The organism is Salinicola sp. JS01 (genome assembly GCF_030284585.1).
Classification (GTDB): Bacteria; Pseudomonadota; Gammaproteobacteria; order Pseudomonadales; family Halomonadaceae; genus Salinicola.
In genome coordinates, this window is record NZ_CP127244.1 from 4118176 (window position 1) to 4140235 (window position 22060).

Sequence of the window (22060 nt, forward strand, 5' to 3'; positions counted from 1 at the left end):
CCGAAGCGCCTTGCCAGCGCGCAGGCCTCAGCGGATGTGCCCGAGAATGCCGTCGAGCTCGTCGAGGCTGGTGTAGCGAATGGTGACCCGCCCCTTGCCCGAGGCGTTGTGATGAATCTTGACCGGCGCACCGAGCAGGTCGGCGAGGCGATTCTCGAGCCGCCCCACGTCCGCCGGCGGGCGCTTGTCGTCGGGTTTCTTGCGCCCCTCGGCGATCTGCTTCACCAGCGCCTCGGTCTGACGCACGGTGAGCTCCCGCGATACCACCTCGTGGGCGGCCTGGCGCTGCTTGGCCGCGGACAGGCTAAGCAGCGCGCGGGCATGCCCCATGTCGAGATCGCCACGCTCGAGCAGCGTCTGCACGTGCGGGTCCAGCGCCAGCAGACGCAGCAGGTTGGCGACCTGGGCGCGCGAGCGGCCGACCGCATCGGCGACCTGCTGCTGGGTCAGCTCGAATTCGTCGAGCAGACGCTTGAGCGCCATCGCCTCCTCGACCGGATTGAGATTCTCGCGCTGGATGTTCTCGATCAGCGCCAGCGCCAGCGCGACCTCGTCGCTGACCTCGCGGATCACCGCCGGGATGGTCTCCAGCTCGGCCAGCTGGGAGGCGCGCCAGCGGCGCTCACCGGCGATGATCTCGTAGCGCTCGGCACCGATCTGACGCACCACGATCGGCTGCATCACGCCCTGGGCACGGATCGAATCGGCCAGCTCTTCGAGCGCTTCCGGCTGGATATCGCGGCGCGGCTGATACTTGCCCCGGCTGAGCTGACGCAGCGGCAGGCGTTCGAGCCGCTCACCACCGCCCTCGCCCGCCGGCAGCGCCTGGGCCCGCGCGGCGTCGGCGGCGCTCTCGGTCACGCTGCCGTCGCGGCGCCGGGCCCCCGAACCGATCAGGGCATCGAGCCCGCGTCCCAGCGGACGTTTGCGCGTCGTCATGGCGTGTTCCTCGCAGAGATCATCATTACAGCGCCAGGCGGCGAATCAGTTCCTTGGCCAGCACGCGATGCGCCTGGCTGCCCCGCGACAGGCGGGCGTACTTGGTGACCGGCAGCCCGTGGCTGGGCGCTTCGGCGACGCGCACGTTGCGCGGGATGGTGGCCTTGAGCAGCGAGTCGCCGAAATATTGACCGAGCTGCTTGCTGACGTCCCGCGTCAGGCTGTTGCGCGGGTCGAACATGGTACGCACGATGCCGAAGATCTCGAGATTGGGGTTCACGCTCTCCTGGATCTGCTCGACGGTATCGAGCAGCGCCGAGAGCCCTTCGAGGGCATAGAACTCGCACTGCACCGGAATCAGCACGCCGTTGGCCGCGGTCAGGGCGTTGACGGTGAGCATGTTGAGCGACGGCGGGCAGTCGATGATCACCACGTCGTAGTCCGCGGCCACGCTGTCGATCGCCCGGGTCAGCACCCGCTCCCGGCCGTCGCGGTCGAGCAGGTCGACCTCGGCGGCGGTGAGATCGCCGTTGCCCGGCAGCAGCGCATAGCCGGCCACGGCGCAGTCGACGATCACCTCGGCGGCACTCTTGTCACCCAACAGGACGTCGAGCACGCTGCCGTCGAGATCGTGCTTGTCGACGCCGCTGCCCATGGTGGCGTGGCCCTGCGGATCGAGATCGATCAGCAGCACGCGGCGATCGAGCGCCGCCAGGCAGGCCGCCAGATTGACCGCGGTGGTGGTCTTGCCGACGCCGCCCTTCTGGTTGGTCAAGGCGATGATTCTGGTCACTGGCGACTCCCTTCGTCGAAACTGCAGCGCAACGGCGATGCGCCGTCGCTATCGATCGCCGCCCGCGATGCGGCGCAGCCGCAAAAGCTGGCGTTCGGCCCCATCGAGCCCCGGCACCTCGAGCGCCTGGCGGGTCTCGATGCTCACCCCGGCGGGCAGCGCCTCGCGCTCGTCCGCCTCGAGGCCCCCCTTCATCGCCAGCCATTCGCCGTCGGCCGCCAGCAGCGGCTCGGTCAGGCCGACGAAATCGCCCAGTGCGGCGAAGGCGCGCGAGATGATCTGGTCGTACTCGCCGCTGAAGGCTTCCACCCGATGCTGGGCGCAGGTGACGTTGTCGAGCCCCAGCTCCATCACCGCCTGGCGCTGGAAGCGAACCTTCTTGCCGTTGCTGTCGAGCAGAGTGACCGCCAGCTGCGGGTCGAGAATGGCCAGCACCAGACCGGGGAAACCGGGACCGGCACCGACATCCAGAAGCCGCGGCCCGCGCACCGCGAAGGCCACGCTGGCACTGTCGAGCAGATGCCGCGCGACCATGGCCTCGGGCTCGCGCACTGCGGTGAGGTTATAGGCGCGGTTCCACTTGTGCAACAGCCCCAGCAGCGCCAGCAGCCGCTGGCGCTGGGCGGCGTCGACGGCCACTTCGAGCGCCGCCAGACCCTGGTCGAGAATGCGTTCGCAGGCCGGGGTCATGCACGCAGCGCCTGGCTGTCGTCGATCAGGCGACGTTTCTTGAGATGGATCAGCAGAATCGACACCGCCGCCGGGGTGACCCCGGAGATGCGTCCGGCCTGACCCAGGGTCTGCGGCCGCGCCTGCTCGAGCTTCTGGCGAATCTCGTGGGAGAGCCCCTCGACCTTGGCGTAATCCAGCGCCTCCGGCAGCGGGGTCGCCTCGTGGCGCTTGAGCCGCTCGATCTCTTCCTGCTGGCGCGCGATGTAACCCGAGTACTTGGCCTCGATCTGGACCTGCTCGGCGACCGTCTCGTCGCGCTCCGCTTCGCCCTTGAGCGATGCCACGTCGGCGTAGGTGAGTTCCGGACGCTTGAGCAGATCCATCAGGTTGTACTCGCGCGCCAGCGGCTGCCCGAGCTTGGTCGCGAGGGTATCGGCGGCCGGGGTGCCGGGCTGAATCCAGGTCGTGCGCAGGCGCTCGCTCTCGCGGGCGATGCGCTCGCGCTTGGCCTCGAACGCCGCCCAGCGCTGGTCGTCGACCAGCCCGAGCTCGCGTCCGGCGGCGGTCAGGCGCAGGTCGGCATTGTCCTCGCGCAGCAGCAGCCGGTACTCGGCGCGCGAGGTGAACATGCGGTAGGGCTCCTGGGTGCCCAGGGTGATCAGGTCATCCACCAGCACGCCGAGGTAGGCCTCGTCGCGGCGTGGCCACCAGGCGGATTCACCGCGTGCCCGGCGTGCCGCGTTGATGCCCGCTAGCAGCCCCTGAGCGCCGGCCTCCTCGTAACCCGTGGTGCCGTTGATCTGGCCGGCGAAAAACAGGTTGTGGATAAATTTGGTTTCCAGCGAGTGCTTGAGATCCCGCGGATCGAAGAAGTCGTACTCGATGGCGTAGCCGGGACGCGTGATATGCGCGTTCTCCAGCCCCTCGATCGAGCGTACCACCTGCAGCTGGACATCGAACGGCAGCGAGGTCGAGATGCCGTTGGGGTAGAGCTCGTGGGTGTCGAGCCCCTCGGGCTCGAGAAAGATCTGGTGGCTCGACTTGTCGGCGAAGCGATGGACCTTGTCCTCGATCGACGGGCAGTAGCGCGGGCCGACGCCTTCGATCACCCCGGAGTACATCGGTGAGCGATCGAGATTGGCGAAGATGATCTCGTGGGTCCGGGCGTTGGTGTGGGCGATGTAGCAATCGACCTGACGCGGATGCTGCTCGCGCGCCCCCAGATAGGACATCACCGGCAGCGGCGTATCGCCCGGCTGCGGCTCGAGCCGGCTGAAATCGACGCTCTTGGCGTCGATCCGCGGCGGCGTGCCGGTCTTCAGCCGATCGACCCGGAACGGCAGCGCGCGTAGCCGCTGGGCCAGGGCGTTGGCCGGCGGATCGCCGGCACGGCCGCCAGCGTGGTGGTCGAGACCGATATGGATCACCCCGCCGAGGAAGGTCCCGGTACACAGCACCACGGTATCGGCCATGAAGCGGATGCCTGTCTGGGTGACCACGCCGGTGACCCGGTCGTTATCCACAACCAGATCGTCGACCCCCTGCTGGAACAGCGTCAGGTTCGTCTGGTTTTCCAGCAGCGAGCGAATGGCGGCCTTGTAGCGCACACGGTCGGCCTGGGCACGGGTCGCCCGCACCGCCGGACCCTTGCGTGAGTTGAGCACGCGGAACTGGATCCCGGCGAGATCGGTCGCGGTGGCCATGGCGCCGCCGAGTGCATCGATCTCCTTGACCAGATGGCTCTTGCCGATGCCACCGATGGCCGGGTTGCACGACATCTGGCCCAGCGTCTCGATGTTGTGTGTCAGCAGCAGCGTGCGTGCGCCGCTGCGGGCCGCCGCCAGCGCGGCTTCGGTGCCGGCGTGGCCGCCACCGATGACGATGACCTGAAAGCGGTCGGGGTACTCCACAGTCCACCTCGTTGAGTGCTCGAACCGGCACCCGACAGTGAATGAATCTCGAAAATGGCTGCCCGCCGGGATTGTTGACTCGGAGTCAAGGATCCCACCGGCAGCGGCGACCGGAGTCGCGAAAGCCGCCCAGTATAAACGTCCTGTGGGTAACCGTCAGGGGTTTTCCACACCGCGTGGCGGTGTCAGCCAGACCACAGAGTCATTACTAAAAAAATAAAGAAAAATAGAAAAGAAGTTCTGTAGTGATGGTTACTACTGGTGTGGACATATTTTGTGGACAAGCAGATTTTCTCTATAGAAAACATTTGCTTGGATTGTTATCGAAAGCATTGAAAAGCACTGATGAGGCTGCTGATAGACAGCGCTCAAGCTGTGGACGAAAAGCGGCTTTATACACAGCGCCAGCCACCCAGCGCTTGTCCACCGCTGCATACGCCTGCTGTCACCGTGACGGTCCCCAGCATGGACATCGCGCTGAAGGGCACGCCCGACGCGGGCTGGGTCCAGATAGGCCAAAAAACTATCCACAGGCGGAAAAAACCGCTCGGGATAACCTTTCTGGCGCTATGGCGTGCAGATATCGAGACGATTCGAAGGGGATTCGGGGGGGATACCGAGGGGAATCCGGCACCCATCGTCAGAGGGTTTGGAAATGGGCTTCAGGGGAAGGGGCATGACGCGAAGACAGAGCGGCGCAGGAACCGCAGCCAGCCAGGGGCTCATGAGAGACGATCGAAGCTAGCGAGAACGGGCCACCGCCGGGGTGGCCCCGTTCTTGCCGGGTGGGAGAGGGGTCAGTGTTTCAGCACGCGGGAAAGGAAAGCGCGGGTGCGCTCGTGCTGGGGGTCGTCGAAGACCGCTTCCGGCGTTCCCTGCTCGACGATCTCGCCGCCGTGCACGAACACCACGCGGTCGGCGACTTCACGCGCGAAGCCCATTTCATGGGTCACGATCATCATGGTCATGCCGTCCTTGGCCAGTTCGCGCATGGCATCCAGGACTTCGCCGATCATCTCCGGATCCAGCGCCGAGGTAGGCTCGTCGAACAGCATCAGCCGCGGCTCCATGGCCAGCGCCCGGGCCAACGCCACGCGCTGCTGCTGACCGCCGGAGAGCTGGCTGGGGTACTTGTCGGCCTGGTCGGCGATCCCCACGCGTTCGAGCAGGCGCTCGGCGGTGGTGTTGGCCTGCCGGCGCGACCAGCCACGCACCTTGCGCGGGGCCAGGGTGACGTTGTCGCGAATCGACAGGTGAGGGAACAGGTTGAACTGCTGGAACACCATGCCGACCTCGGTACGTACCGCCTGCAGCGACTTGCCGCTGGCGCCGTGGGGGGCCAGGGTCTTGCCGTCGACCTCGATACGCCCGGACTGGAACGGCTCCAGTCCGTTGACGCAGCGGATCAGGGTCGACTTGCCTGAGCCGCTGGCGCCGATGATCACCACCACCTCGCCCGGGGCCACGCTGAGGTCGATGTCGCGCATCACGTGCAGCTCGCCGAAGTGCTTGTTGACCTTGTCGAGGCGTACGATCGGCGCCGCGTCGCGCTGGATCTGCTTGTTGTCGTTTTTGTCGAGGCGCACGATCGGTGTGGTATCGCGCTGGATCTGCTTGTCGTCTTTCATCCCACCAGCCCCTTGCGTTCGAGCAGACTCAGAGCCATCGACAGGCTCAGGGTGATCGCCAGATAGAGCAGCGCGATCATGAAGTAGACCTCCAGCGCGGTGAAGGTCTGGGCGATGTAGACCTGACCTTGGCGCACCAGCTCGCCGACCCCGATCACCGAGAACAGCGAGGTGTCCTTGATGCTGACGATGCCCTGGTTGCCGAGGGCCGGAATCATGCGTCGCAGCGCCTGGGGCCAGATGATGTACTGGAAGGTCTGGGTGGCGGAGAGGCCCAGTGACAGCCCCGCCTCACGCTGGCCGCGCTCGATCGACTGCACGCCGCCGCGCACGATCTCCGAGATATAGGCCCCGGCGTTGAGCGCGATGGCTGCGATCCCCGCGGTGAGCGCATCGATCGGCCCGCCCAGCAGGGTCGGCAGCCCGTAGAAGATGAACAGTACCTGGACCAGTACCGGGGTGCCGCGGAACACTTCGATATAGAAGACGGCGGGATAGCGCAGCCAGCGGCTGGGGGCGATACGCATCAGACCGAAGAGCATGCCGATGACGAAACCGATGGCCAGACCACCGAAGGAGATCAGCAGGGTGTAGGGCACACCCTTGAGCAGATAGGGCAGGGAGGCGATCGCCGCCTGCCAGTCGAACTGAAAATGCAGGTCCACGAAAGAGGTCTCCGTCGAGCGGACGCCAGCGACGACCGACGCCGTCGCCACGCCGCGATATCAGGGCCCGAAGGCAGCGGGCCGGAGGTGTCTCCGGCCCGCTCGGGATGCAGCGTTACTTGGCGTCCGGCGCCTTGCCGAACCACTTCTCGTAGATCTCGTCGTAGCTGCCGTCCTTATGCATCGCAGCGAGCGCCTGATTGACCGGTTCGACCCAGTCGCTGCCCTTGGCCAGGGCGATGCCGTACTGCTGGCCTTCGTAGAGCGGGCCGACCGTCTCGACCTTGCCCTTGCCCTTGGTCTGGGCGAAGTAGCCGACATTGGGGGCGTCGTAGAACACGGCATCGACGTTGCCGCCCATCAGCGCCATGTACATGTCGGAGCTGCCCGGGTAGGGCGTGATCTCGGCCTTGTCGCCGAGCTGCTTCTGGAGGAAGTCGTAGCTGGTGGAGCCGATCTTGGTGCCGATGCGCTTGCCGGCGAGATCATCGAGCGTCTTCACCTCGCTACCATCCTTGACCAGGATGCGCAGGCCGGAGTCGTAGTAGGGATCGCTGAAGTCGACGATCTTCTGGCGCTCGTCGGTGATGGTGATGCCGGCGATGGCCAGATCGACGTTGCCGGTCTGTACCGCGGGGATGATGCCGTTGAAATCCATGGTCTTGAGATCGACGTCGAAGCCGGCGCGATCGGCGACTTCCTGCAGGATATCCATGTCGAACCCGACCATCTTGCCGCTGTCCTGATCCATCATCTCGAACGGGACGAAGCTGGGATCGGTGACGGCCTTGAGCGTGGTCTGTTGGGCGTTGGCCACACCGCCGACGCCCAGGCAGAGCGCCAGGGCGGAGAGGGCCAGTGTCTTGCGGAGGCGAGCGTTGTTTTTCATGTAGACCTCAAGTGGTTGATTGAGCAAAACAATCACTCACTACCTTGAGGAGGTCCGGGGCTAGCGTCAAGAGAGACGATGGGCGCGCGGCGGCGAGACCCGCCGCGCCGGGTCACACCGAGAAAGAAGCGCCGCAGCCGCAGGTGGACTGAGCGTTGGGATTCTTGACCAGGAAGCGGGCGCCGGCCAGGCCCTCTTCATAGTCGACGGTGGAGCCGACCAGATACTGATAGGAGAGCGCATCCACCACCAGGCTTACGCCGTCGTTGTCGATCACGGTGTCATCTTCGGCGAGCTGATCGGCGAGATCGAAGCCGTACTGAAAACCGGAACAGCCGCCGCCGGTGACGTAGACCCGCAGCTTGAGGTCGGGGTTGTTCTCCGCCGCGATCAGCGCCTTGACCCGGCGGGCGGCGGCATCGGTGAAGAACATCGGGGTCGGAGCGAAGGACTCCACTGTACTCATCGTCACGTTCCCTGAGTGTCGGGGGTGCCGACCTCGTCGGTGGAAGGGTTGCGCAGGCCGGATCGCCTGTCGATGGGGCCATTATCGTTAATACCCAGTAAAAGGGTCAACTTTGGCGCGGCCGCCATAGGGGGATGCCATAGGGGGATATGACCACGCCCGCCGCTCGCACGTGGAAGTCACCCGGGCCCGGGCGGGTCGCCGAGCGTGTATGATGTCATGACCGTTTCACGCTCGCTCGGTGGCCGCAGCGTGTCCCACAAAAGGCGGATGCTGGCCATCGGGAAATCCAGGAGGGCGGTTCACGCATGCCGAGGTTCGCTCTGCGACGTCTGAGTCTCGATCGTTTCCGCAGCCAGTTGGCGAGCGTCGATGCCATGCCTCAGCTGTGCCTGCTGGGCATCTTCGCCGGCATTCTCACCGGCAGCGTGATGGTGCTGTTCCGCCTGCTGCTCAAGCTCGGAGCTCTATTCTTCATGCCCGATGGCAATCCGGAGGCGTTCGAGGCGTTGCCGCCGCCGATTCGCGCGCTACTGCCGCTGATCGCGGTTTGCTTGATCGGCGTCTGGCTGTGGCCGCAGCCCAGCCGCGCGCTGAAGATGGGGATCGGCCATGTGATCGAACGCCTTGCCTATCAGCAGGGCAAGATGCCGCTGCGCAACTGGATCAACCAGTGGTGGGTCGGGGTGATCTCGGTCATCGGCGGGCTATCCGCCGGCCGTGAGGGGCCGGCGATCCACCTCGGTTCGGCGGCCTCGAGCTGGATCGGCTCGCGTCTGCGTCTGCCCCACAACAGTCTGCGCGTGCTGGTGGCCTGCGGCACCGCGGCGGGCATCGCGGCGTCGTTCAACACCCCCATCGCCGGCGTCATCTTCGCCATGGAAGTGGTGATGATGGAGTACACCATCGCCGGCTTCATGCCGGTGATTCTCGCCTCGACCATGGGCGCGCTGGTGTCGTGGGCGGTCTACGGCGCCGAACCGGCGTTCAGCGTTCCCCCGTTGCAGCTCTCCTCGCTGATGGATCTGCCCGGCATCGTGCTCACCGCACTAGTGGTGGGGCTGCTGGCGGGGGGCTTCGTGCGACTCGCCCAGGGCCATCCGGCGGTGACCCGGCTGCCGTTCGCCCTGCGTCTGGCGCTGATCGGCGGGCTGACGGCGCTCGCCGCCTGGTGGTATCCACAGGTCCAGGGGATCGGCTACGACAGCATCGACCGCATGCTCAACGCCAGCATGACTCTCGATGTGCTGCTGGCCCTGGCCGTGGTCAAGCTGGCGCTGACCGCGATCTGCATGGCCGGCGGCGTCTCGGTGGGCATCATCGGCCCGCTGCTGGTCTCGGGGGCGGCGACCGGCGCGCTGCTGGGGGCGCTGGGCGCGATGCTGTGGCCGAGCGTGGTCGATACCCCGGCGCTCTACGCCGTGCTGGGCATGGCGGCGATGATGGCGGCGGCGCTGCAGGCCCCCTGGCGGCGCTGCTGGCGCTGCTGGAGTTGACCCGCAATACCGAGATCATGCTGCCCGGCATGCTGGCAGTGGTGGTGGCGGTGATGACCGCGCGCCAGCTCTGCGGCTGTCAGGGCTTTTTCATGTCGCATCTGGCTCAGCAGGGGCTGCATCCGTTGCAGCAGCCGCTGATGCAGGCGCTGTCGCGGGTGGCGGTGCCGGCCGTGATGGAGCGCAATCTGGCGCGCACGCCGCGGGTGATCGACCACGAGCGCGCCAAGTCGCTGCTCGATGCCAAGCCGACCTGGCTGATCATCATGCAGGACGACAAGGAGAAGCCGCCGCTGGCGATGAAGGCGGCCAACCTGGCCCGCGTGCTGCATGACGATGCCTGGCTCGCCGAGCATCCGCAGATCGATCTCGAGGAGGTGCCCGGGCAGCGTCTGGAGCTGGCCCCGGTGCACCTGGAGGCGACGCTGTCGGAAGCCTACGATACCCTCAACGAATCCGGGGTAGAGGCGCTCTACGTCGAGCACACCACGGCGCCGATGATCCGCAAGATTTCCGGTATCATCACCCGCGAGGCGATCGAGAATTATTATCGGCGCAAGCGCTGAGCGCAGGCTTGTTACCGATAGCGAGTAGATAACGCCTAGACGGACAGCGAGTGAAGAGGAAAGCACGCATGCGACGACTGACAGGCTACCTCGACACCACGGCAATGGCCCCCATGAGCGGGTGCGGGAGGGGCAGATGATCCGTTATGAAGACAAGCCGGTGGTACTGGTGCTGGCGGGGCACGATCCCAGCGGCGGCGCCGGGCTGGTGGCGGATGCCGAGGCGGTGCGCGGCTGCGGCGGCTGGCCGGTCACCATCCCCACCGCGATGACCGTGCAGTCGACCCGCGACGTGCATGCGGTCGAGCCGTGCAGCGGCGACTTCATCCGCCGCGCCGCCCGGGCGCTGTTCGAGGATTTTCGCATCGCCGCGATCAAGGTGGGTCTGATCCCCGACGCCGAGGTACTGGCGGCGATCATCGACGTGGCGCGCATGCGCCCGGGCATTCCACTGATCGTCGACCCGGTGATCGCCAGCGGCAGTGGTTCTGAGTTATCCACACCCGGTCTGGCCGCTGACATCCGCAATCGCCTCTTACCCCTTGTGGATATCTTGACCCCCAACCGCCGCGAGCTCTCGCTGCTGGCCACCCAGCCGGCGGCGGACGAGGTCGCCCAGGTGGTCGAGGTGATGTCGCTCGGCTGTGCCGCGGTGCTGGTCACCGGCACCGACCCGCTGGAGGGCGAGCCGACCGCCGGGCATGTGGTGCATACGCTGCACACCCCGGAGCTCAACCGCCAGTGGCAGTGGCCGCGGCTGCCCGCCGACTATCACGGCTCCGGCTGCACCCTGGCCTCGGCGCTGGCTACCCGGCTCGCCGCCGGTGAAGGGCTGGCCGCCGCTTGCGCCCAGGCGCAGCGCTTTACCTGGGATACCCTCGATCACGGTCTGGCGCTGGGCCGGGGGCAGTTTCTGCCCGACCGGGTGTGGCGGGCGCCCGACTTCGATGCCACGCTGGAGTGACGATGCCGATACCACCTGGCGGCAGGCCAGGGGCACTGCCCCGAGGGCTCTATGCGATCACCGACAGCCAGCTGCTGGCGGACGACCATACGCTGCTTACGGCCTGCGAACAGGCGCTGGCGGCTGGGGTGGTGCTGCTGCAGTACCGCGACAAGTCGGCGGATGCCGAGCGCCGCTGGCGCCAGGCCACGGCGCTGGCGGCGCTCGGCGAGCGCTTCGGCGTGACGCTGATCGTCAATGACGACCTGGCCCTGGCCGAACGTCTGCAGCAGCGCTGGGGCGAGCGGGTCGGGCTGCATCTGGGCCAGCAGGACACCCCGTTGGCGCTGGCCCGCCAGCGCCTGGGCGATAGCGCGATCATCGGCGCCACCTGCCACGCCTCGCTGACGCTGGCCGCGCAGGCCGCCGATGCCGGCGCCAGCTATCTCGCCTTCGGCCGCTTCTTCGCCTCGCGCACCAAGCCCGAGGCGCCGCCGGCGCCGCTATCCGTGCTCGCCGAGGCCGCCCGTTTCGGCCTGCCGCGGGTGGCGATCGGCGGCATCGAGGCGGCTACCATTGGCGCCGCGCGGGAAGCCGGCGCCGAGCTGCTGGCGGTGGTCAACGCCATTTTCGCCAGCCCCGATATCGCCGCCGCGGTACGCGCGCTGGATGCGCGTCTGGCACCGATTTCTGAATTCCGTAACTGTTGATGGGTAGAAATGACCTCATGACGACCTCCGCCGAACTCTTCGAACGTGCCTGCCGCCATATTCCGGGCGGCGTCAATTCTCCCGTGCGTGCCTTCAAGGGGATGTCGCGCGCGCCGGTCTTCGTCGAGCGCGCCCAGGGGGCCTATCTGTTCGATGTCGAGGGCAAGCGCTACATCGACTACGTCGGCTCCTGGGGGCCGATGATCACCGGTCACGCCGACCCGGACGTGCTCGGGGCGGTGCGCGAGCGTCTCGACAGCGGGCTCTCCTTCGGCACGCCGACCGCAATCGAGACCACCATGGCCGACCTGATCTGCGAGATCATGCCGTCGATCGACATGGTGCGCATGGTCAACTCGGGCACCGAGGCGACCATGTCGGCGATTCGCCTGGCGCGCGGCTTTACCGGGCGTGACAAGATCGTCAAGTTCGAGGGCAACTACCATGGTCACTCCGACTCGCTGCTGGTCAAGGCGGGCTCCGGCGCGCTGACCCACGGCGAGCCGAGCTCGCCCGGTGTACCGGCAGCGCTCGCCGAGCACACGCTGACGCTGCCCTATAACGACATCGAGGCGGTGCACGAGTGCTTCGAGTCGCTGGGCGACGAGATCGCCTGCATCATCGTCGAGCCGGTGGCCGGCAACATGAACCTGATCCCTCCGCGTCCTGGCTTCCTCGAGGCGCTGCGCGAGGTGTGCGACCGCTATGCCAGCGTGCTGATCTTCGATGAGGTGATGACCGGCTTCCGTGTCGCCCTCGGCGGGGCCCAGGCGCACTTCGGCGTGACCCCGGACCTCACCTGCCTGGGCAAGATCGTCGGCGGCGGTATGCCGGTGGGCGCGTTCGGCGGCAAGCGTGAGATCATGAGCCAGATCTCGCCGCTGGGGCCGGTCTACCAGGCGGGTACGCTGTCGGGTAATCCGCTGGCCATGGCGGCGGGCATCGCGCTGCTCGAGAAGGTGCGCCAGCCGGGCTTCCACGAGGCCCTGGCGACCCGCGTCGAGACCCTCTGCGACGGGCTCGAGGCGCGGGCCAGAGAAGCCGGGGTGGGATTGATCACCCAGCGTGCCGGTGGCATGTTCGGGCTCTTCTTCACCGCCCAGCAGCGGGTCGACAACTTCGGCCAGACCATGGCCTGCGACGCCCAGGCGTTCCGCGACTTCTTCGCCCGGATGCTGGAGTCCGGCGTCTATCTGGCGCCGTCGGCCTTCGAGGCCGGCTTCATGTCGAGCGCGCATACGCACGACGACATCCAGACCACTTTGCTGGCCAGCGAGCGTGCGTTCGCGGCCATGGCCCGGTGAGCCGACCGCGCCGCCATCGACAGGGAGATCCGGCATGAGCCGAGCGCTGATCCAGGCACTCAAGGAGAGTGACTGCTTCGACCATCCGGTCGGTGCCATCGACGTATTCGAGACCCCCATCTCCTGGGTGGTGCTGACCGGCGATTACGCCTACAAGATCAAGAAGTCGCTGGACTACGGCACCTTCCTCGACTTCTCCAGCCTCGACAAGCGTCGGCGGCTGTGCGAGCAGGAGGTCGAGCTCAACCGGCGTGTGGCGCCGGCGCTCTATCTGGGCTGTGTCGCCATCTCCGGCAGCGAGGAGGCGCCGCGGGTCAACGACGACAGCGCGCCGATCGAATACGCGGTCAAGATGCGCCAGTTCAGCAACCGCCATCTGCTGAGCTCGCTGCAGGCCAGCGGCGAGCTGTCGCTGGAGCTGCTCGACGATCTGATCGACCAGCTGGTGGCGCTGCACGAGTCGGCGCCACGCATCGCTGACGACAGCCCCTACGGCTCGCCGGCGCATACCCGGCAGATGCTGGTGGAGGAGTTCGAGCTGATCGAGTCGCTGCTCGACCAGCAAGCGGTCGGCCAGACGAGCGAGGACCGCGCCGAGCTCGAGTGCGTCAAGACACTGACCCTGGAGAGCTTCGCCCGGCTCGAGCCACTGCTCGCGGCGCGCCGCCGTGACGGCTTCATCCGCGAGAGCCATGGTGATATCCATCTCGGCAACGCGGTGCGCTTCGAGGGCAAGGCGATCCTGTTCAACGGCATCGAGTTCAACGAGCGCCTGCGCTGGTGCGATGTCGCCTGCGAGCTGGCGTTTCTGATCATGGATCTGGAGGCGCGCGGCGAGCGCGAGTTCGCCCACCACGCGCTCAACCGCTATCTCGAACTCTCCGGCGACTACCCCGTGGTGCGCCTGCTCGACTTCTACAAGCGCTACCGGGCGCTTTTGCGGGCGCGCATCGAGCTGATCCGCGACCATGACGCCGGGCGCATCGACGATCTGCCAGAGGGGGAGCCGCTAGAGGTGTTCCGGCGCTATCTGGCGATGGCTCGGGAGTACAGCGAATTTCGCTTTCCCTATCTGATCCTCGCCGTCGGCGTGTCGGGCAGCGGCAAGAGCCGCTTCACCGAGGAGATCGTGCGCCGTCTGGGCGGGGTACGCATCCGCTCCGACGTCGAGCGCAAGCGCCTGTTCGACTTCAGCGCGCTGCCCGCAGACGCCGACGAAGTCTATGGCGAGGCCGCCACGGCGCAGACCTACCAGCGCCTGGCCGAGCTGGCTGGCAGCGTACTGGAGGCGGGGCTACCGGCGTGCATCGACGCCACCTGCCTGCTGCGCGAACAGCGCAAGCTGCTGCGCTTCGAGGCCGAGCGCCGCGGGCTGCCGGTGTTGATGGTGAGCTTCGAGGCCGATCACGCCACCCTGCGCGCGCGCATCGTCAAGCGCGCCCGTCGTAGCGGCGAGCCATCCGAAACCAGCCTGACAATCCTCGACCGCCAGCTCGAGCGCTTCGAGCCGTTCGCCGACGATGAGGCTAGCTACCTGGTGCATCTGGATACCACGGCAGCCGACGCCAACCTGACCCTGGCCTCGCTGATTCAGGAACGCATGCGGCTCAATTGAACCCGAAAGAGCGAAGTCCGCCGGGGTGGGGGCTCGGCGTTTTCTGGCGTTTCCGGCAACGCTATACCCGCTTCCGTGCGGCCCGTAGAATGGGGCTTTTGGCAGGAAGACGCGCATGACCGCCACCCCGCAAGATCTCGTTGTCGCCAGCGGTAACCCGGGAAAACTGGCCGAGTTTCAACAGCTTCTCGGGCCGCTGGGGTTTCGTGTCCGGGCCCAGGCCGAGTTCGGCGTCGATGACGTCGAGGAGACCGGCCTGACCTTCGTCGAAAATGCCCTGCTCAAGGCGCGCGCCGCGGCCCGTGCCAGCGGCGGCCCGGCCCTGGCCGACGACTCCGGCCTGGCGGTGGATGCGCTGGGCGGTGCCCCGGGCATCTACTCCGCGCGTTACGCCGGGGAGCCCAAGAGCGACCGCGCCAACAACGACAAGCTGCTGAGCGCGCTGCGCGAAGTGCCCGAGGGCCAGCGCGGGGCGCGTTACTGGTGTGTGCTGGTCTATCTGCGTCACGCCGACGACCCGGTGCCGATCATCGTCCAGCAGGATTGGCCGGGCGATATTCTTGCCTACCCACGGGGCGAGGGCGGCTTCGGCTACGATCCGCTGTTCTGGGTGCCGGAGTGCGGTGCCAGTGTCGCCGAGCTGAGCGCCGAGGAAAAAAACCGCCTGAGTCACCGCGGCCGCGCCCTGCAGGCGCTGATTGCGCGGCTGAAGGCGTGAGTTTGGATTTCTTTGATGCGGCGGCGCCCGGCGGGCTGCCGCCGCTGGCGCTCTATATCCACGTGCCCTGGTGCGTGCGCAAGTGTCCCTACTGCGATTTCAACTCGCACGGGGTCGGCTACGGCGCTGCCCTGCCGGAGGCGGCCTATGTGGCTGCGCTGCTCGAGGATCTCGACGCCGACCTGGCGTGGGTGCAGGGGCGCGAGATCGTCAGCATCTTCATCGGTGGCGGTACCCCCAGCCTGTTTTCCCCCGAGGCCTACCAGAAGCTGTTCGCCGGGCTGCGCCAGCGGCTGGTTTTTGCCGCAGATATCGAGATCACCCTCGAGGCCAACCCCGGGACCACCGAGCACGGGCGTTTCGCCGGCTACCGCGAGGCGGGAATCAATCGCCTGTCGCTGGGTGTGCAGAGCTTCCAGCCCGCGCAGTTGACCGCACTCGGGCGCATCCATAGCGGCGATGAGGCGGTACAGGCGATGCAGCTGGCGCGCGACGCCGGGTTCGACAACGTCAATCTCGATCTGATGCACGGGCTGCCGGGGCAGGACACCGCGCTGGCGCTGGCCGACATCGAGCAGGCGCTGGCGCTGGGGCCGACGCATCTCTCCTGGTATCAGCTGACCCTGGAGCCGAACACCGAATTCTTCTCGCAGCCGCCGCCGCTGCCCGACGAGGAGCGGCTGTGGGACATCCAGGATGCTGGCCATGCGCTGCTCGAGGTGGCCGGCTTCTCGCGCTACGAGATCTCCGCCTATGCCCGGCCCGGGCGCGCAGCACGGCATAATCTCAACTACTGGCGCTTTGGCGACTATCTGGGGATCGGCGCCGGCGCCCACGCCAAGCTGAGCCGACCCGATGGCGACGGTGGGCTGCAGATCGAGCGGCGCTGGAAGACGCGTCAGCCGCAGGCCTATCTGCGCCGAGCCAACGACCCGCGCGGCTTCGTCGCCGGCGGGCGTACGGTCGATGAGGAGACGCTGCCGCTGGAGTTTCTGATGAACGCGCTGCGGCTGACGCAAGGTGTCGATCTCGACGACTGGCAAAACCATACCGGGCGCGCGCTGTCTGAGTTGACGCCGCGTCTCGCCGTGGCGCGGCAGCGAGGCCTGCTGGTGGACTCGCCGTCTCGGCTGCAGGCGACGCCGCAAGGACTGTTATTCTTGAATGATCTGCTGGCACTGCTCGACGAGGCGTGACCCGTCGCGAGCCGTGTCACTACATAACGTCGTCGTCGGATCGATCCGGCGACGCAGGGCAAGGAGCGATTCGCGCATGAAAACGATGATGAACAAGACCTGGTGGCTGGCCGTACCGCTCGCCGTGGCCGTGGGTGTCAGCGGCTGTGCCAGTAACGACGGCTATCAGCAGCAATCTTCCCAGCAGGAGAGCGGCAACACCAACACCTGGGGCGGTGCGGGTATCGGTGCCGTGGCCGGGGCGGTGGCTGGGGCTCTTACGGGTCACGGTGGCAGCAGTACTCGCGACCGTGCGCTGATCGGTGCCGCTGCCGGTGCCGCGATCGGTGGCGGCGTCGGCGCTTACATGGACTCCCAGGAGAAAGAGCTGCGCAATCGCCTCGACGGCACCGGTATCGGGGTCGAGCGTAACGGCAACAACCTGATCCTCAACATGCCCAGCAGTGTCACCTTCGGCTTCGATTCGAGCGAGCTGCAGACGCCGGCGCGTCAGGCGCTCAACGACGTCAACGCGGTGCTGCGTGCCTATCCGGACACCCGCATCGGTGTTGCCGGCTATACCGACAGCACCGGCGCCGAGAGCTATAACCAGAAGCTCTCCGAGCGCCGCGCCCAGGCAGTGGCGAGCTACCTCGAACAGGGCGGCGTCGAGTCCGGGCGGATCAGCGCGGTGGGCTATGGCGAGAGCCATCCGGTGGCGAGCAACGACACCGATGCCGGGCGGGCTCAGAACCGTCGCGTCGAGATCACCCTGACGCCGACGCAACAGTCCTGATCGCGTATCGATTGGTGGGATGACGCGGCCTCTCGGGGCCGCGTTTCACGTTCGCGCGTTTCACGGCTGAACGCTTCATCAGCAGACATTACATTTCCAGGCGCTTCACCGCGAAGCGTCTCACTGCGAGGGGTAGCCGCCGATGCTGGCCTATCAGCACGCCTATCATGCCGGCAACTTCGCCGATGTACACAAGCACCTGGGGCTCTTCCACCTGCTCGAGGCGCTGACGCGCAAGTCCTCTGCGATCAGTTTCGTCGACACCCATGCCGGGCGCGGGCTCTATCCGCTGGCAGCGACGGAGACGCAGAAGCTCGCCGAGTATCGCGAGGGTGTCGAGCGGCTGTGGCGGCGGCGCCAGGCGCTGGCCGCCGAGCCTGCCCTGGGCGCCTGGCTGGCGCGGCTGGCCACGCTGCAGGCCGGCCCGGTGCTGGAGTGCTATCCGGGCTCGCCGTGGTGGCTCGGCGACGCGCTGCGCCCGCAGGATCGGCTGACGCTGTATGAGCTGCACCCCGGCGAGCATCAGCACCTCGACGCGCAGGCGCCGATCCATGCCAATGCCCAGCGGCTGCATGCCGACGGTCTCAAGGGGCTGTGTCAGCGGCTGCCGGTACCCACGCCGCGGCTGTGCGCGCTGATCGACCCCAGTTACGAGCGCAAGGAGGAGTACCGCGAGGTGGTCGACACGCTCGTCCAGGTGGTGCGCAAGGTGCGCCACGCGGTGGTCATGATCTGGTATCCGCTGTTGCCGGCCGGGCGTCACCTGACGCTTCTGGAGGGGCTGCGCGAGGCGCGCATTCCCAAGCTGTGGCGCAGCGAGATCACCCTGCGCGAGGCCAATGCCGAGCGCGGTATGTACGGCAGCGGGCTGGTACTGCTCAACCCGCCGTGGCAGCTCGATCAGACCCTGGACAACGCCTTCGCCACGCTGGCACCGCTGCTCGCCGAGCGGGCGGTGCATCATGGGGAGTGGTGGACCGCGGAGCGTTGAAACACCAGGCCCGCCAATCGGCGGGCTCGGCAAGATGGCAGTGCTTAAGCGCTGGCGCTGGGTTCGCTGTCATCCTTGATCGCGGCGATGAACTCGTCGCCCCAGCGCCGGATATCGTTGTACTCGACGATATCGTTGAGCTGGCGCAGGCGTGCCTGGGCCTCGGCGCGGGGCAGGTTGAGCCCCAGATAGCAGGTGCGTGCCAGATCGTGCAGGTCGTGAGGGTTGGTCAGGATCGCGCCCTTGAGCTCCGCCGCGGCGCCGGTGAACTCCGACAGCACCAGCACGCCGCAGCCCTGGGTCAGCCCCTGGGTGGCGACGAACTCCTTGGCCACCAGATTGAGCCCGTCGCGCAGCGGGGTGATCCACATCACGTCGGCCATGGCGTACCACGCCATCAGCTCCTCGAACGGGAAGCCGCGGAAGTAGAACTGCACCGGGGTCCAGCCGACATCGGCGAAGCGGCCGTTGATATGGCCGATGGTCTGCTCGATCTGGGTCTGCAGCTCGTCATAGATGGTCATCTCGCGCGCCGCCGGCACGCAGATGCTGACCAGCGTGACCTTGCCGCGCAGCTCGGGGTTCTCGTCGAGCAGCAGCTCGTAGGCCTTGAGCTTCTCGAGGACCCCCTTGGTGTAGTCGAGGCGTTCGACCGAGAGGATCAGCTTCATGCCCTCGAACTCGTCGCGCAGTTCGGCCATGCGCGCCTCGGCGCCGTCGTGTTCCAGCGCGTTGCGGATACGCCCGATATCCAGACCCACTGGATGCGCGCCCAGCCTGACCACGCGTGAGCCGGTGTCGATCGCCGTGGTCATGGTCTCCAGCCCCACCGCGCAGCCGTAGGTGAGGAAACGCGGGGCGCAATTCTGGCGTGACAGGGTGGTCAGCGGCACCACGCCACGGGCGACATCGACGAAGTTCTCCACCTGGCGCGGAATGTGGAAGGCGACGTAGTCGCACTGCAGCAGGCTGGCGACGATCTCGCGGCGCCACGGCAGTACGTTGAAGACATCCGCCGAGGGGAAGTAGGTGTGGTGGAAGAAGGCGATGCGCAGGTCCGGGCGCAGCTCGCGCAGATAGGCCGGCACCAACCACAGATTGTAGTCGTGGATCCAGACCAGCGCGCCCTCGGCGGCCTCCTCGGCGGTGCGCTCGGCAAAGGCGCGGTTGACTTCGCAGTAGGTGTCCCAGTCCTCCTCGCGGAAGCGGGCACGCTCCCAGAAGGTGTGCAGCGTGGGCCAGAACGCCTCCTTGGAGAAGCGCTTGTAGAAGATGTCCACCTGCGCCTTGGTCAGCGCCACGCGAGCCGCGGTGAGCAGCGGATACTGCTTGGCGTCGACGCTGGTATGGGTGACGAAGTCCTCGGGCTCCTCGTCGCCTTCGTAGATCGACCAGGCGATCCACGAGCCGCGCTGGTTGGCGAAAAAGCTCTGCAGCGTCGGGATGATGCCATTGGGCGAGGTCGGGCGGCGGCGGCGGATCTTGCCGTCGACGCGATACTCTTCATAGGGCAGGCGGTGGTAGACCATCACCAGCTCGGCCTTGCCGGCATGGGGGGTGTCGCGGCGATTCTCCGCCGCCAGCCCGCGCGCGCCCAGAAAGCCGAAGTGCGCGAAGGCTTCGATGATACCGCCGCAGCCGACGGCGCTGGCGTGCATCACCTTAGGCAGTTGGCGGGTGCGCTCGAGCAGTTCGGGCTCGGCGTCGCCCACGCACACCGCCTTGAAGCCGGCGCTCAGCATCGCCAGGTCGTTCATGGTGTCGCCGGCCACCAGCACTTCGTCGTGGGCGATGCCCAGCCATTCGACCAGCTTCTGCAGGCTGGAGCCCTTGTTGACGCCCTGTGGCAGGAAGTCGAGATAGCGTCCGGCGGAGTAGAGCATCTCGCAGCCGAGCTCGTCGGCCAGCGCGGCGAGCTCGGGGCTCTCGGCCTGCTCCGGCGCGCAGTAGTAGGAGCAGCGCCGGATCTGCGGCTCGTCCTGGCGCACGATCTCGGGGAAGCGGGTCATGGCGCTGGCGATACGCGACTCGCCCGGCCAGCATGCGTCGATGGGGTTCTGCAGCGCCTGGATCGGCTGCAGGGTATCGCCGTGATAGAGGCTGGCACCGACGTCGGCGACGATATAGTCGGGCTGCGGCAGCGTGGGGTCGGAGAGCAGCGGCAGGATCGCCTCGAGGCTGCGCCCGCTGACGTAGGCCAACTGGATGTCCGGATGCGCGGCGATGGTCTGATAGAGGCTCAGGCGGTCTTCCGGGGCGCCACCCAGAAAGGTACCGTCGAGATCGGTCGCGAGTAGCATGTTCTTCTCCTGCCCGGCGCGGCCGGGGTGTAGTTCCCTGCAACGTCGGCCGGGGGCGCCTCAGGCCTTTGCGGCCGTGTCGAGGATCCGCCGGCGTTCGTGCTCTGCGTAAAAACTGGGGTCGGCGAATAGATCCTGCTGCACGTCGTCGTACATCATCTCCAGCGCCTGGCTACTGGTCGGTGTCATCGGCTCGAAATGTGCGCTGTCGCCGCTGACCAGGGTCGAGACGCGGCGGCGGCGATAGAGCGCGTAGAGCCCCAGCAGGGCCAGCACGCCGGCGATGTAGAGTGGCAGCCCCTGGTTACCGAACAGGCTCATCGCAGCGCCGGCGAGAATCGGCGCCAAGGCGCTGCCGGCACCCTGCACCACCAGCATGTCGGCCGAGCCTGAGACGATCTCGTCGGGGTGCAACTGGTCGACCAACTGCGCCACCGCCAGGGGGTAGAGGGAAAATGCCAAGCCGCCCCAGACAAAGAATAGACCCAATAGCGCCCTGGGGTCAGGCACCAGAGGCATCACCGCGGCGCACAGGGCGGCGAGCAGCACCACCCAGGTCATCACCCGAGCGCGATCGTGGCGGTCGGAGAAGCGCCCGATGGGAATCTGCAGCAGCGCGCCACCCAGAATCGCCGCGCTCATCACCAGACCGACACCGCCGACATCGAAGCCCTGGGCGCGGGCGTAGACCGGCGTCAGCGCCCAGAAGGCGCCCATCGCCAGCCCCGAGAGCGCGGCGGCGGCCACCGACAGCGGGGCGAAGCCGAGCAGCGCCTTGAGCTGGCTCTTGGGGCGTGCCGTGATCACCGGCTGGCTGCGCTTGGTCATGGTGATCGGCAGCAGGGCCCAGCAGATGAAGATCGCGGTCATCAGGAACAGCAGATGACCCTCGGGAGTGTCCAGGCGCAGCATCTGCTGGGCCAGCGTCAGGGCGCCCAGGTTGATCACCATGTACAGGGCGAAGACACGGCCGCGCTCGTGGCTGGCGGCCTGGGCGTTGAGCCAGCTCTCGATCACGGTCATCACAGTGATGAAGCTGAGCCCGTAGAGCACGCGCAGCGCGAGCCAGACCCAGGGGTCGATGAAGATCAGGTGCAGCAGTGCGGTCGAGGCGCAGAGGCTAGCGCAGAAGGCGAAGGTGCGGATATGGCCCATGCGCCGGATCAGGCGCCCGCTGACCCAGGTGCCGCAGACGAAGCCGACGAAGTAGCCGGACATGATCAGACCGATCAGAGCGGTCGGAAATCCTTCGCTGGCGCCGCGCAGGGTCAGCAGGGTGTTGATCAGACCGTTGCCCAGCAGCAGCAGGGCGACACTGCCGAGCAGGGCACGGAGCGGGCGAAGCAGCGACCACATGGCATCTCTCCCGAGGAAGGCTCTGTCTCTACCATGCAGTAAGCGTGCCGTTCGGGCCGAGGGTCGCTCAAAGACGCCTATCGATAAAGCGGTGTTATCGGGAAAGGGGAATAATTTGCACCGCGATG

The 22060-nt window shown here is 66.9% G+C and carries 18 protein-coding genes and 1 pseudogene; 9 read left to right on the forward strand and 10 right to left on the reverse strand.

Features of this window, described 5'->3' with window-relative positions:
- Positions 1–27: 27 nt before the first annotated feature.
- From QO259_RS18815 to erpA, 8 genes are all read right to left on the reverse strand, one after another.
- Positions 28–939, reverse strand: a complete 912-nt coding sequence (locus QO259_RS18815; protein WP_285951166.1) for a ParB/RepB/Spo0J family partition protein — start codon at positions 937–939, stop codon at positions 28–30.
- A 25-nt stretch (positions 940–964) separates the two neighbouring features.
- Positions 965–1732: a ParA family protein gene (locus QO259_RS18820; RefSeq protein WP_035473520.1), complete on the reverse strand. Its 768-nt coding sequence runs from the start codon at positions 1730–1732 to the stop codon at positions 965–967.
- Positions 1733–1780: 48 nt separating this feature from the next.
- Positions 1781–2422: a 16S rRNA (guanine(527)-N(7))-methyltransferase RsmG gene (gene rsmG / locus QO259_RS18825; RefSeq protein WP_285951167.1), complete on the reverse strand. Its 642-nt coding sequence runs from the start codon at positions 2420–2422 to the stop codon at positions 1781–1783.
- Entirely contained in the window at positions 2419–4314 is a 1896-nt protein-coding gene (gene mnmG, locus QO259_RS18830; protein ID WP_285951168.1) for a tRNA uridine-5-carboxymethylaminomethyl(34) synthesis enzyme MnmG, read from the reverse strand. Before mnmG ends, rsmG begins: the two co-directional genes overlap by 4 nt.
- Positions 4315–5111: 797 nt before the next feature.
- Positions 5112–5942 carry an amino acid ABC transporter ATP-binding protein gene (locus QO259_RS18835; RefSeq protein ID WP_285951169.1) on the reverse strand — a complete coding sequence of 277 codons (831 nt, stop codon included), beginning with the start codon at positions 5940–5942 and terminating at the stop codon, positions 5112–5114.
- The gene (locus tag QO259_RS18840) at positions 5939–6607 is read right to left on the reverse strand and encodes an amino acid ABC transporter permease (protein ID WP_035473524.1); all 669 of its coding nucleotides are present in this window, start codon (positions 6605–6607) and stop codon (positions 5939–5941) included. The genes QO259_RS18835 and QO259_RS18840 overlap by 4 nt, the downstream gene beginning before the upstream one ends.
- Before the next feature lie 115 nt (positions 6608–6722).
- Complete coding sequence (locus QO259_RS18845) at positions 6723–7496, reverse strand: transporter substrate-binding domain-containing protein (protein WP_207036544.1); 774 nt, start codon at positions 7494–7496, stop codon at positions 6723–6725.
- Between the two features lie 112 nt (positions 7497–7608).
- The gene (erpA, locus tag QO259_RS18850) at positions 7609–7962 is read right to left on the reverse strand and encodes an iron-sulfur cluster insertion protein ErpA (protein ID WP_035473526.1); all 354 of its coding nucleotides are present in this window, start codon (positions 7960–7962) and stop codon (positions 7609–7611) included.
- A 308-nt stretch (positions 7963–8270) separates the two neighbouring features.
- Here erpA and QO259_RS18855 point away from each other — a divergent pair.
- From QO259_RS18855 to QO259_RS18895, 9 genes and pseudogenes are all read left to right on the forward strand, one after another.
- A pseudogene (locus QO259_RS18855) lies at positions 8271–10024 on the forward strand (chloride channel protein).
- Positions 10025–10163: 139 nt separating this feature from the next.
- A complete protein-coding gene (gene thiD, locus QO259_RS18860; RefSeq protein WP_370635791.1) occupies positions 10164–10988 on the forward strand; it encodes a bifunctional hydroxymethylpyrimidine kinase/phosphomethylpyrimidine kinase in 825 nt (274 codons plus the stop codon).
- 2 nt (positions 10989–10990) lie between these two features.
- Positions 10991–11677: a thiamine phosphate synthase gene (gene thiE, locus QO259_RS18865; RefSeq protein WP_285951170.1), complete on the forward strand. Its 687-nt coding sequence runs from the start codon at positions 10991–10993 to the stop codon at positions 11675–11677.
- A gap of 17 nt (positions 11678–11694) precedes the next feature.
- Positions 11695–12981 carry a glutamate-1-semialdehyde 2,1-aminomutase gene (gene hemL / locus QO259_RS18870; protein ID WP_285951171.1) on the forward strand — a complete coding sequence of 429 codons (1287 nt, stop codon included), beginning with the start codon at positions 11695–11697 and terminating at the stop codon, positions 12979–12981.
- Positions 12982–13015: 34 nt separating this feature from the next.
- Positions 13016–14596, forward strand: coding sequence for a bifunctional aminoglycoside phosphotransferase/ATP-binding protein (locus tag QO259_RS18875; protein WP_285951172.1), 1581 nt, complete (start codon positions 13016–13018; stop codon positions 14594–14596).
- A 115-nt stretch (positions 14597–14711) separates the two neighbouring features.
- Positions 14712–15314 carry an RdgB/HAM1 family non-canonical purine NTP pyrophosphatase gene (gene rdgB / locus QO259_RS18880; RefSeq protein WP_285951173.1) on the forward strand — a complete coding sequence of 201 codons (603 nt, stop codon included), beginning with the start codon at positions 14712–14714 and terminating at the stop codon, positions 15312–15314.
- Between the two features lie 2 nt (positions 15315–15316).
- Complete coding sequence (gene hemW, locus QO259_RS18885; RefSeq protein ID WP_285951174.1) at positions 15317–16510, forward strand: radical SAM family heme chaperone HemW; 1194 nt, start codon at positions 15317–15319, stop codon at positions 16508–16510.
- An 88-nt stretch (positions 16511–16598) separates the two neighbouring features.
- Entirely contained in the window at positions 16599–17285 is a 687-nt protein-coding gene (locus QO259_RS18890; protein ID WP_207036896.1) for a YiaD family glycine zipper/OmpA-like lipoprotein, read from the forward strand.
- Between the two features lie 142 nt (positions 17286–17427).
- Positions 17428–18276 carry a 23S rRNA (adenine(2030)-N(6))-methyltransferase RlmJ gene (locus tag QO259_RS18895; RefSeq protein ID WP_207036535.1) on the forward strand — a complete coding sequence of 283 codons (849 nt, stop codon included), beginning with the start codon at positions 17428–17430 and terminating at the stop codon, positions 18274–18276.
- Positions 18277–18320: 44 nt separating this feature from the next.
- Here the strand turns inward: QO259_RS18895 and ggpS are convergent, their stop codons facing one another.
- Positions 18321–20576: a glucosylglycerol-phosphate synthase gene (ggpS, locus tag QO259_RS18900; RefSeq protein ID WP_285951175.1), complete on the reverse strand. Its 2256-nt coding sequence runs from the start codon at positions 20574–20576 to the stop codon at positions 18321–18323.
- Positions 20577–20636: 60 nt separating this feature from the next.
- The gene (locus QO259_RS18905; protein WP_285951176.1) at positions 20637–21932 is read right to left on the reverse strand and encodes an MFS transporter; all 1296 of its coding nucleotides are present in this window, start codon (positions 21930–21932) and stop codon (positions 20637–20639) included.
- Between the last annotated feature and the right edge of the window lie 128 nt (positions 21933–22060).

Excerpts from the sequence above, each read along its gene's own strand:
- QO259_RS18815 (WP_285951166.1), bottom strand. The coding sequence starts at position 939 with ATGACGACGCGCAAACGTCCGCTGGGACGCGGGCTCGATGCCCTGATC.
- rsmG (WP_285951167.1), bottom strand. The coding sequence starts at position 2,422 with ATGACCCCGGCCTGCGAACGCATTCTCGACCAGGGTCTGGCGGCGCTC.
- QO259_RS18835 (WP_285951169.1), bottom strand. The coding sequence starts at position 5,942 with ATGAAAGACGACAAGCAGATCCAGCGCGATACCACACCGATCGTGCGC.
- QO259_RS18845 (WP_207036544.1), bottom strand. The coding sequence starts at position 7,496 with ATGAAAAACAACGCTCGCCTCCGCAAGACACTGGCCCTCTCCGCCCTG.
- erpA (WP_035473526.1), bottom strand. The coding sequence starts at position 7,962 with ATGAGTACAGTGGAGTCCTTCGCTCCGACCCCGATGTTCTTCACCGAT.
- thiE (WP_285951170.1), top strand. The coding sequence starts at position 10,991 with ATGCCGATACCACCTGGCGGCAGGCCAGGGGCACTGCCCCGAGGGCTC.
- hemL (WP_285951171.1), top strand. The coding sequence starts at position 11,695 with ATGACGACCTCCGCCGAACTCTTCGAACGTGCCTGCCGCCATATTCCG.
- QO259_RS18875 (WP_285951172.1), top strand. The coding sequence starts at position 13,016 with ATGAGCCGAGCGCTGATCCAGGCACTCAAGGAGAGTGACTGCTTCGAC.
- rdgB (WP_285951173.1), top strand. The coding sequence starts at position 14,712 with ATGACCGCCACCCCGCAAGATCTCGTTGTCGCCAGCGGTAACCCGGGA.
- QO259_RS18890 (WP_207036896.1), top strand. The coding sequence starts at position 16,599 with ATGAACAAGACCTGGTGGCTGGCCGTACCGCTCGCCGTGGCCGTGGGT.
- QO259_RS18895 (WP_207036535.1), top strand. The coding sequence starts at position 17,428 with ATGCTGGCCTATCAGCACGCCTATCATGCCGGCAACTTCGCCGATGTA.
- ggpS (WP_285951175.1), bottom strand. The coding sequence starts at position 20,576 with ATGCTACTCGCGACCGATCTCGACGGTACCTTTCTGGGTGGCGCCCCG.
- QO259_RS18905 (WP_285951176.1), bottom strand. The coding sequence starts at position 21,932 with ATGTGGTCGCTGCTTCGCCCGCTCCGTGCCCTGCTCGGCAGTGTCGCC.